A 9,042-nucleotide genomic window follows, 5' to 3' on the forward strand; every position below is an offset into this window, starting at 1 on the left:
CCCGCCTCGACGGTCTATACCGAAGATCTCCATAACATCGCGCCTTTCGGGCGTATCCCGGCGGCGGGTTCGTCGTTCAATACGACGAGGCAACCACGTAGGACGTCCGCGCCGCGACGCGCGGTGGTCATCGGGGCGAGGATCGGGACGGGTATCGGGATGGGGAGATGAGCCACTGGGGGGAAGCGCCTGACGAGGCGCACCTGCCGCCCGAGACCGTCCTCGCGCAGATGGAGATGGCGGTCATCGTCTGCGACCGGTTCAGCAACATCATCTACGGCAACGCGTTCGCCCGGCAGCTGTTCGGCTTCGGCGGCGACGCGATCATCGGCCACTCCATCCTGTCGCTCGGCATCGCCGAGGAGGACCACGAGCAGGCCACCGAGCTGGCCAAGCACGTCCTCAAGGGCGGGGTGTGGGAGGGCACCTTCTGCAACCTGCGCGCCGACGGCACCACCGTGTACACGCGGGCGCACGCCGTCCCGCTGCGCCACCCCTCCGGCGCCGTCGACGGAGTGGTGATCTTCGCGCGCGAGGCGCTGCGCTCCAACCAGCGCGAGCAGGACCGCTACGGCCTCCTGGAGCGGATCGGGGAGCGGCTCGCCGGGTCCCTGGAGCTGGAGAGCACCCTGCGCCGCGTCGCCGACACGCTCGTCCCGCAGTTCGCCGACCACTGCTTCATCGACCTCTACAGCGGAGACCGCCTCTACCGGCGGGTGTCGCGGCACGCGGGCGGCTGGGAGCCGCCGCCCGGCACCTGGGCGGAGGTCGGCGAGCCCGTCTCCTACCCGCCCGGCCACTTCAGCGCCAAGGCGATGGACCGCCGCGACGCCGTCCTCGTCGAGGACATGATCCAGCACCGGTTCACCGCGCCGAGCGAGTCGTCCCAGCGGCTCGGCCACGAGATGGGCATCACCTCGGTGATCTCCGCGCCGCTGCTGGTGCGCGGCGAGCTGCTCGGCGTGATGAGCCTGGCGCTGTCGAACCTGTCCAAGCGCCCCGACCCGCACTACGACGGCTTCGACCGCGACCTGCTCGGCGCGATCGCCAGCCGCGTCGCGCTCGCCGTCGACAACGCGCTGCTGTTCGAGGAGGAGCGCGAGACCGCGCTCGCCTTCCAGAAGCACCTGCTGCCCGGCGACCGGCCGCCCCCGCTGGACGGCCTGCAGATCGCCTGGCGGTACGAGCCGGCGCGCCCCCTGGAGTCGCACGGGCACGGCATCCAGACGCAGGTCGGCGGCGACTGGTACGACGTGATCCCGCTGTCGGCCGGACGGGTCGGCCTCGTCATCGGCGACGTCGAGGGGCGCGGGGCCCGCGCCGCCGCCGTCATGGGCCAGCTGCGCGCCGCGCTGCGCGCCTTCGCCCAGGACGACAAGCCGCCCGCCGACATCCTGCGCAAGCTCGACGAGTGGGTCCGCACGATGACGCGGCCCGAGCGGATGCGGTCCGGCTGGAACAGCGACGACCTCGTCCGCCCGCCGCTGGTGTCGTGCACCTACTTCGTCTACGACGCCTGGTCGCGGGTCCTGGAGTTCGCCAACGCCGGGCACGACCCGCCCCTGCTGATCGTCGACGGCGAGGTCGGCGAGCTCGACTTCGAGAGCGAGGGCGGCATGCTCGGCCTGCGCTCCCCCGGCATGGGCGGCGAGCTGCTGTTCAACGAGGAGTCGGCCGAGCTGAAGCCGGGCTCCACGCTCGTTCTCTACACCGACGGCCTGATCGACCGCCGCTCCAAGGACGACGGCGACTACCACACGCGCGAGGAGGCGCGGGAGATGGTCCGCGCCGCCGTCGCCGGGGTCGCCCGCGGCGGGGTCGAGGCGATCGCCAACGCCGCCTACGACGCGGTGCCCGGCGACATCGACGACGACGTCGCGATCGTGGTGATCCGCACCGCCGCCGAGGAGCTGGCGGTGGAGGAGCGCACCTTCGCCGCCGAGCCCATCATGGTGTCGGAGGCGCGCCGGATGGCCTCCGACGCGTTCGCGAACTGGGGCATGCTCGACGAGCAGGCCGAGCTGGCGTGCCTGCTGGTGTCGGAGGTCGTCACGAACGTCGTCCTGCACGCCACCGCCACGCCGTCACCGCGCCGCGAGATGGTCGTGCCGGTCCCGGCGGGACCGCCGGGGCGCGGCGGGGAGCCGCTGGGCGCGCCGCCGGCCGTGCAGTTCAACACCGACTTCGGCTCCCTGGACGCCGACCCCTTCGAGGGCGGCGCGTTCGACGAGGACGACTGGAACCTCGGCGCCGACCTCGGCCGCCGCGAGCCGCCGACCAAGGAGTTCCGGCTCCGGCTGCGGCGCGGCGCGGACGCCATCTGGGTCGAGGTGTTCGACTCCGACATGCGGCTGCCGCGCATCCGCAGCGCGGGCGAGACCGACGAGGGGGGCCGCGGCCTGTACCTCGTCGACCAGCTCGCCAGCCGGTGGGGCGCCCGCCCGACGTCCGACGGCAAGGCCGTCTGGTTCGAGCTGCCGCTGAACCCGGGGTGAGCCGGTGCGCGCCTGGGTGGTGGAGACACCGTCCCCGATAGAGGCGGGGCCCCTGCGGCGCGCCGACCGCGAGACGCCCTCGCCCGGCCCGGGCGAACTGCTGGTCCGCGTGCTGGCCTGCGGCGTCTGCCGGACCGACCTGCACGTCGCGGAGGGCGACCTGCCCGTCCACCTGCCGGGCGTGACGCCGGGCCACGAGATCGTCGGCCGGGTCGAGGCCGCGGGCCCCGGGTGCCTGCACGGGCCCGGCGACCGCGTCGGCGTCGCGTGGCTGCGCGGGACGTGCGGCGCGTGCCGGTTCTGCCGCCGGGGCGCCGAGAACCTGTGCCCGTCCTCGGTCTACACCGGCTGGGACGCGCACGGCGGCTACGCCGAGTACGCGCTCGCCGTCGACGCCTACACCTACGCGCTGCCCGCCGAGCTGGACGACGCCCGCGCCGCCCCGCTGCTGTGCGCCGGGATCATCGGCTACCGGGCGCTGCGCCGCGCGGCCCTGCCGCCGGGCGGGCGCCTCGGGATCTGGGGGTTCGGCGGCTCGGCGCACCTGGCCGCGCAGGTCGCGCTCGCCGAGGGCGCCGACGTGCACGTGTTCACCCGCAGCCCGGCCGCCCGCGAGCTGGCCCGCGAGCTCGGCGCGTCCTGGGCCGGCGACTCCTTCGACGCGGCCCCCGCCCCGCTGGACTCGGCGATCGTGTTCGCGCCCGCGGGCGAGCTGGTGCCCGCCGCGCTGGAACGCCTCGACCGCGGCGGGACGTGCGCCGTCGCGGGGATCCACCTGAGCGACGTCCCGTCCCTGGACTACCAGCGGCACCTGTTCCAGGAGCGCGAGCTCCGGTCGGTGACGGCGAACACGCGCGCCGACGGCGAGGAGTTCCTGACGCTGGCCGCGCGCCTGAACGTCGCCGTCACGACGCACGCCTACCCCCTGGACGACGCGGACCGCGCCCTCGCCGACCTCGCCGCGGACCGCTTCACCGGGGCGGCCGTGCTGATCGCGTGACCCTCGGCGCCGGGCGCCGGCGGGCCCCGCGGATGCCGCGCGTGCCGGACGGGTCCCCGCCGCGCCCCTGAGCTCGGCGTCTCTCCGCGACCCGTGCCCCTCACCGGCTCCGGACGGTAGCGGGAGGACTCTATTGACAGTGCGTCTCCTATGCCGTTGGATCGCTCCATACTCGCGAGTAGCCAGCTCGGGCCGGCGCCTCGGGAGGCCCCCCGCCGCGTTTCCACCCCCAGCGAGAGGACCCCCGTGTCGTCAAAGTTCAAGCGCCTGGCCGTGCTGCCCCTCTCGGCGGGCCTCGCGGCCGCCGCCCTGGCCGCCGCGCCCGCGGCGACCGCGGAGACCGCCCCGAAGCCCGGCGCCCGGGCGACCGCGGACGCGCCGCCCGCGACGCTGGACCTTTCGGACTGCCCCGACGTCCTGCCGGTCGGCGCGGACCCCGCGAACTGGTACTGCAACGTGCTGGTGACCAGCGGGGGCAGGATGAAGATCGGCAACATCGACCAGCAGATCACCGCGCCGATGCGGATCACGCTGCTGGCCGGCTACGACCCGAAGACCGGCGCCGAGATCTCCAAGTTCGTGAAGATGCGGAGCACGGCGATGAGCGTGGCCGGCGGCGCCCTCGGCGTCCCCGGGACCGAGGGGATCCCGCTGTTCTCCCTGAAGGTGAAGCCCCAGTACGCCGGGAAGATCGACCTCGACATCCCCAACCGCAGGACCCGGCTGGCCCTGAAGCTGAAGCTCGTCAACCAGCTGCTGGGCGACACGTGCTACGTCGGCTCGAACGCGGCGCCGGTCTCCCTCGACCTGGACCTGAAGGAGATCACGGGGGCCTCGGGTCCGGACGGCACGTTCTGGGTCAAGATCAACTCGACCGACGACACGTTCGCCGTGCCGAAGACCAGCGGGTGCGGGTTCGCCGCGCCGATCGCGGACCTGCGCGGCGGCCTCCCGTCCGCGTCCGGCGCGAACCACGCGCAGCTCACCTCGTACTTCGGCGGCAAGGGGTACTCCGAGATGTACCCGGCGATGGGCATCCGCAAGAAGTGACGTCCGCACGCTGACGACGGGCCCGTGCCGAGCTCCCCGGCGCGGGCCTTCGCGCTGCCCGGCCCGGCGCGCGGCCGGTGGGCGCGTCCGGAGGCCGCGGCTCCCGCGGCGCTAGATGGGTTCCGCGGCGACGTGCGCCCAGGACTGGGTGAACCAGAGTTCGCCGCCGATGACGCGCGGCTTGGCGCCGGTGCGCGGACCGCCGTCCACCTCGTCGAGCATGGCCGCGCGGATGCGGTCGGCCGCCGCGCCGTCGCGGGCCCCGGCGAGCCACGGCTCGACGGGGCGCTCCACGGTGAACACGTCCAGCCGGCGGATGCTGCCGCCCACCGAGGTGATCATCTCGGTGAGCCGGGCGATGGACGGGGTGCCGGGGTGGTCGGGGTCGCGCAGGCGCTCGATCCGGTCGCGCTCGGGCCCGGCGAGGTTGCCGCGGACGAGGTCGGCGACGACCACCCGCCCGCCCGGCCGGCAGACCCGCAGCAGCTCCCGCAGCACGTCGCCCGGATCGCCGAGGTTGTAGAGCGAGAACCGGGCGGTGACCAGGGAGAACATGGCGTCCCGGTAGGGCAGTGCGGTGGCGTCCGCCTTGACCGGGACGCGCGGGGCGGAACGCGCGGCACCCGGCCGCGGGTCCTCGCGCGTCATGGCGGCCGGGGGTCTCGGACGGCCGCCGCCACGGCCGTCGGGAGAGCCGTCCGGGCCGCGGGCCTCGCCGGTGATGCGGACCGGCCCCGTGCCGAACTCCACCGTCTCCATCCGGCCCGGCCTGGCCCGCGCGGACGCCGCCGCCACGGGCGTCGCGTCCACCGCGGTCACATGGCGGACGTGCGGGCCGAGCGCGGCGGGCATCGGCCCGCGCCCGCGCGCGACGTCCAGGCACACGTCGCCGGCCTGAGGTTCGACGAACTCCAGCAGGCGCCTGAGATGCGGGGCGATCGTGCCCCCGGTCTCCTGGACGGCGGGCGCCGGATGCGGCACGGGTGCTCTCCCTCGGCTCGGCCGGCTTCGCCGTACGGGGTCCCGTTCGCGTCCACCGTGCGGGCGCGTGCCGGGGGGACCCCGCCCGGACGGGCGGGACGCGTCGGCGCCGGCGGACAGCGAACGGGCGTGAAGCCGGTTTCGCCACTTATGACTCCCCGAAGGGCCGGGAGGTTCGGGGTCGGCGCCGAGAATTCACCCGCCGGCCGGTTCCGCCGGTCAGTTCCGCAGGTGCTCGCCGTACAGCGCCAGGACGACGATGACGAACACGATGATCACCGCGGCCCGGGTCGGCAGGTTCAGCCGGAGCCGCCCGGCGGCCCAGCGCACGCAGAACGCCGCGAGCAGCGACGCGACGATGAGAGTGAGGATGCCTTCCATGGCCACCTTCGTCCGGGGAGAGCCGCCTCCCAGAACCATAGACGTGTAAGGCGGGGGTTACCCGCCGGTCGGGGGGCGGAGGCGGGCCGATACCCTCAGCCTCGTGGCAGATGCGAAGGAAGAAGACGGCCGGGACAGAGTGGACGAATTGGCGACCAGCCTGGCGCGCGGCAGGGTCGCCCTCGGACTCGCGGCGCTCGCCGCGCCGAGGCTGACCGTGAAGCTGATGGGCCTCGGCGGCTCCGCCGACCCGGGCCGCGACTACGTCGCGCGCATGTTCGCCGCCCGGGAGATCGCGCTCGGCGCGGGCTACCTGCTCAGCGGCGACGACTCAGGGCGCCGGCTGTGGGCCCGGATCGGCCTCGCCGTCGACTCGATCGACGTGGTGAGCGGCCTGAAGACCCGCAAGGGCATGCCGCTGTGGGTGACCGCGGGCGCGGTGGCGGTCGCCGGAGGGGCCGCCTCGATCGGCGCCGCGAAGGTCGCCCGCGACCTGGTGCGCTGACCCGTCCCCTGGGGCCGCCCGCCCGTGGCGGGTGATCCCGTCCGGCTCGTGGGTAGGCATCTCCCCGCACGTACCCGGCATCTGGGCGGCGGCAGGGGGACGACGGCATGACGGCGGCGGCGACATGACGGCGACGGCGACGGCGCGGGACGAGCGGGCCATGCCGAAGGGCAGGGACCTCTACGTGGTCCTCGGCGCCCTCATGCTCGCCATGCTGCTGGCGGCGCTGGACCAGACGATCGTGTCCACCGCGCTGCCGACGATCGTCAGCGACCTCGGCGGGCTCAACCACCTGTCGTGGGTCGTCACGGCGTACCTGCTGTCCTCCACGGCGTCCACCCCGCTGTGGGGCAAGCTCGGCGACCAGTACGGCCGCAAGCGGCTGTTCCAGGCGTCGATCGTCATCTTCCTGATCGGGTCGGCGCTGTGCGGGCTGTCGCGGGACATGTCCCAGCTGATCGTGTTCCGCGCCCTCCAGGGCCTCGGCGGCGGCGGGCTGATGGTGCTCGCCGTCGCCATCGTCGGGGACGTGGTGCCGCCCCGCGAGCGCGGCCGCTACCAGGGCCTGTTCGGCGCGGTGTTCGGCGTGGCCAGCGTCTGCGGGCCGCTGCTCGGCGGCTGGTTCGTCGACAACCTGACGTGGCGCTGGGTGTTCTACATCAACCTGCCCATCGGGGTGGTGGCGCTGGCGGTGATCGCCGCCGTGCTGCACGCGAAGGGCGAGCGGGAGCGCCACCGCATCGACTACCTCGGCACGCTGCTGATCGTCGGCTGGGCCGTCGGGCTGGTCCTGATGGCGACCTGGGGCGGGACGCGCTACCCCTGGACGTCCGCGCCGATCATCGGCCTGGGCGCCGGCTCGGTGGCCCTGATCGGGGTGTGGCTGCTGGTCGAGCGGCGCGCCGCCGAGCCGGTCATGCCGCCCTCGCTGCTGCGCCACCCGGTGTTCGCCCTCGGCGCCGCGATCAGCTTCGCGGTCGGCTTCGCGATGTTCGGCGCGCTGACGTTCCTGCCGATCTTCCTGCAGGTGGTGCACGGGGTCTCGCCCACGCTGTCGGGCGTCTACCTGCTGCCGATGATGCTCGGCATGCTGCTCAGCTCGATCGGCTCCGGCCAGCTGATCACGCGGTTCGGCCGCTACAAGATCTATCCGATGATCGGCACGCCGATCATCGCGCTGGCGCTCTACCTGTGCTCGGCGCTGGACGAGAACTCGACCACGCTGAGCATGAGCCTGCGGTTCGCGCTGCTCGGCTTCGGGCTGGGCCTGGTCATGCAGGTGCTCGTCATCGCCGTCCAGAACGCGGTGTCGTACGAGGACCTCGGCTCCGCGACGTCCGGGGTCACCTTCTTCCGGCAGATCGGCGGGTCGTTCGGCGTCGCGGTGTTCGGCTCGATCTTCAGCAACCAGCTCGCCGGCCACGTGGCGGACCTGGCGCGGATCCTGCCGCCGGGGTTCGACCCCGCGGCCGTCCAGGGCAATCCGGGGCTGCTCGACCGGTACCCGGTCGCGGTCAAGAACGCCGTCCTGCACGCCTACGCGGAGTCGATCGACTCGGTGTTCTTCTGGGCGGTCCCGGTGGCTGCGGCCGCGTTCGTGCTGACCTGGTTCCTGCGCGAGGTCCCTCTGCGCGCGACGTCGCAGACGCCCGACTACGGGGAGGGCTTCGGCGCGGCGCCGACCGTCCGGTCGTCCAGGCACGAGATGGAGCGCGCCCTGAGCGAGCTCATGCGCAGGGACGCCCGGGCCTTCGAGCTGTACGACAGGCTGGCGGCGCTCTCGGGCGTGTCCCTGCCGGCGGGCAGCGTGTGGGCGCTGTGCCGGATCGCCAAGGACGAGTCCGTCACCGGCCCGGACCTCGCCGACCGCGCGGGCGTCCGGGTCGAGCAGGGCCGCCCGTACGTCGACCGGCTCGTGGACGCGGGCTACGTCCTGCGGCGCGAGGGCGCCCTCACCGTCACGCCGTCCGGGCGCGACGCCGCCGAGCGGCTGTTCGCCGTCCGGCGCGAGGGGCTCGCCCGCCATCTGGACGGCTGGGCTCCCGAGGAGCATCCTGAGCTGGCGGACGTCCTGTCGCGACTGGCGGAGGCGTCCCTCGGCGACGAGGCGGACGGCGAGGTCCTCAGGCCCCGCACGCGGCCCGCCGGGCAGGGGACGTAGGCCCCCCGAGACCCACCTCACAGCGCGCCGCGCCGGGAGGATGTAATCTCATACTGACTAACCGAATCACACTCGGTTTCGGGACGGAACCCCAGATCTTTGGAGGCGTAGTGGCCGAGGCGTACATCGTCGGCGCGGTCCGTACCCCCGTCGGTACCAAGAAGGGCGCGCTCAAGGACGTCCACCCCGCCGACCTCGGGGCGCACGTGCTCAAGGAGCTCGTGAACCGCACCGGGGTCGACCCCTCCGGGGTCGAAGACGTGATCATGGGCTGCGTCATGCAGGTCGGCCCGCAGTCCCTGGACATCGCGCGCACCGCGTGGCTGTCGGCCGGGCTGCCCGAGAGCGTGCCCGGCGTGACCATCGACCGCCAGTGCGGGTCGTCCCAGCAGGCGATCCACTTCGCCGCCCAGGGCGTGCTGTCGGGCACCCAGGACCTCGTCGTCGCCTCCGGCGTCGAGCAGATGGC

The 9,042-nt window shown here is 73.9% G+C and carries 7 protein-coding genes and 1 pseudogene; 6 read left to right on the forward strand and 2 right to left on the reverse strand.

Features of this window, described 5'->3' with window-relative positions; all coding sequences use genetic code 11:
• Window positions 1-167 precede the first annotated feature (167 nt).
• The 3 genes from AB0C69_RS07655 to AB0C69_RS07665 all read left to right on the forward strand — a co-directional run bounded on the left by AB0C69_RS07655 (window position 168) and on the right by AB0C69_RS07665 (window position 4,545).
• On the forward strand, window positions 168-2,495 hold the full coding sequence (locus tag AB0C69_RS07655) for a SpoIIE family protein phosphatase (protein ID WP_353832472.1): 2,328 nt from the start codon (window positions 168-170) through the stop codon (window positions 2,493-2,495).
• A 4-nt stretch (window positions 2,496-2,499) separates the two neighbouring features.
• The gene (locus AB0C69_RS07660) at window positions 2,500-3,495 is read left to right on the forward strand and encodes a zinc-dependent alcohol dehydrogenase family protein (RefSeq protein WP_360351076.1); all 996 of its coding nucleotides are present in this window, start codon (window positions 2,500-2,502) and stop codon (window positions 3,493-3,495) included.
• Between the two features lie 246 nt (window positions 3,496-3,741).
• On the forward strand, window positions 3,742-4,545 hold the full coding sequence (locus AB0C69_RS07665) for a hypothetical protein (protein WP_360351079.1): 804 nt from the start codon (window positions 3,742-3,744) through the stop codon (window positions 4,543-4,545).
• A 111-nt stretch (window positions 4,546-4,656) separates the two neighbouring features.
• Here the strand turns inward: AB0C69_RS07665 and AB0C69_RS07670 are convergent, their stop codons facing one another.
• The gene (locus tag AB0C69_RS07670; protein ID WP_360351082.1) at window positions 4,657-5,526 is read right to left on the reverse strand and encodes a methyltransferase domain-containing protein; all 870 of its coding nucleotides are present in this window, start codon (window positions 5,524-5,526) and stop codon (window positions 4,657-4,659) included.
• 219 nt (window positions 5,527-5,745) lie between these two features.
• Window positions 5,746-5,907, reverse strand: a complete 162-nt coding sequence (locus AB0C69_RS07675) for a hypothetical protein (RefSeq protein WP_345173215.1) — start codon at window positions 5,905-5,907, stop codon at window positions 5,746-5,748.
• A 103-nt stretch (window positions 5,908-6,010) separates the two neighbouring features.
• Here AB0C69_RS07675 and AB0C69_RS07680 point away from each other — a divergent pair, with 103 nt between their 5' ends.
• The 3 genes and pseudogenes from AB0C69_RS07680 to AB0C69_RS07690 all read left to right on the forward strand — a co-directional run.
• Window positions 6,011-6,412, forward strand: a complete 402-nt coding sequence (locus tag AB0C69_RS07680) for a hypothetical protein (RefSeq protein WP_360351085.1) — start codon at window positions 6,011-6,013, stop codon at window positions 6,410-6,412.
• Window positions 6,413-6,536: 124 nt separating this feature from the next.
• Window positions 6,537-8,573 (forward strand): MFS transporter, encoded by a 2,037-nt coding sequence (locus AB0C69_RS07685; protein ID WP_360351088.1) that lies wholly within the window; start codon window positions 6,537-6,539, stop codon window positions 8,571-8,573.
• A 110-nt stretch (window positions 8,574-8,683) separates the two neighbouring features.
• Window positions 8,684-9,042, forward strand: a pseudogene (locus AB0C69_RS07690) (acetyl-CoA C-acetyltransferase); the annotation flags it as partial.

Source organism: Actinomadura sp. NPDC048032 (genome assembly GCF_040653175.1).
GTDB classification, from domain to species: Bacteria; Actinomycetota; Actinomycetes; order Streptosporangiales; family Streptosporangiaceae; genus Spirillospora; species Spirillospora verrucosospora.